Origin of the sequence: Methylobacterium sp. WL6 (genome assembly GCF_008040095.1) — a bacterium.
Classification (GTDB): Bacteria; Pseudomonadota; Alphaproteobacteria; order Rhizobiales; family Beijerinckiaceae; genus Methylobacterium.
On record NZ_VRVH01000594.1, the window covers coordinates 1 to 1095 of the forward strand.

1 protein-coding gene is annotated in these 1095 nt (G+C 77.4%); it reads left to right on the top strand.

All coding sequences use genetic code 11. The features are described 5' to 3' along the window. The coding region (locus FV230_RS28625) for an ATP-binding protein (protein ID WP_246695051.1) at positions 1 to 1095 on the top strand (1095 nt) is incomplete at both ends.

Consider the following 1095-nt stretch of genomic DNA (forward strand, 5'->3'; position numbering starts at 1 on the left):
GAGCCGCCCGCCGAGGCCGGCCCGGCCTTTCTGCGCGTGCCCGCCGACGCGGTCGAGGCGCTGACCCGGGCGAGCCACGAGCTCGCGAGCACGCTCGGCGTCGGATCCGCGATCTCCGACGGGCTCGCCCGGCTCGCGCGCCTGTCCGAAGACCTGCGGCGGCAGGCCGAGGCGTCGTTCGCGCGCGGTGCGGTGTCCAACCTCGCTCGGCTCCTGCGGCAGGAGGCCGGACGCGATGCCGGGTCGGACAGGGACGAAGCGGTCGGCCTCGCGGTGGAGGCCGTCCGCACCGAGATGCGCGGCGTCGAGGCGAGCCTCGCCGGCCTGGCACGGGAGGCGGCCGACCTGTCGCGCCGTCAGGTCGCGGCGGCCGGTGCCGTCGAGGGGGCGGCGGCCCGCGTCGGCCTTCAGGCCGAGCGCCTCGCCCTGGTGCCGGCCGAGACCGTGTTCGGAAGCTTCCCGCGCTCGCTCCGCGAGACCGCGCGCGAGCAGGGCCGCGAGATCGATCTCACCGTCCGCGGCCTCGACCTGCCGGTCGACCGCGCGATGCTGCAGGCGCTGAAGGACCCGGTGCTGCACGCCCTGCGCAACGCGCTCAGCCACGGCGCGGAACCGCTCGACATCCGCCGGGCGGCGGGAAAGCCCGACGCGGCGGCGATCCTGTTCGAGGTTGCGATCCGCGGCGGCCGCCTCGTCGTGTCGGTGGCGGACGATGGCCCCGGCCCCGACCTCGCGGCGATCGAGGCGACGGCCCTGCGCCGCTTGCTGCTCCGCCCGGGGGATCCGACCGATCCGCAGGCCCTGCTCGCTCTGGTCTTCGAGCCGGGCTTCTCGACCGCCGCGGCGGTCGACGCCCTGTCCGGGCGCGGCTTCGGCCTCTCGGTGGTCGCCGACGCCGCCCGCGCGCTCCAGGGCAGCGTCCGGCTGGAGCCGCGCGAGCCCTGGGGCAGCATCCTCACCATCTCGGCGCCGCTCTCGGCGGCACGACGCGCGATGCTCCTCGTCGAGGCGGGTGGAGCGACCTACGCGCTGCCCGGCGCCGCGGTCGAGCGCCTGCTGCGCCTCGATCGGGCCGGCCTGCCGCAGGCGATGGGC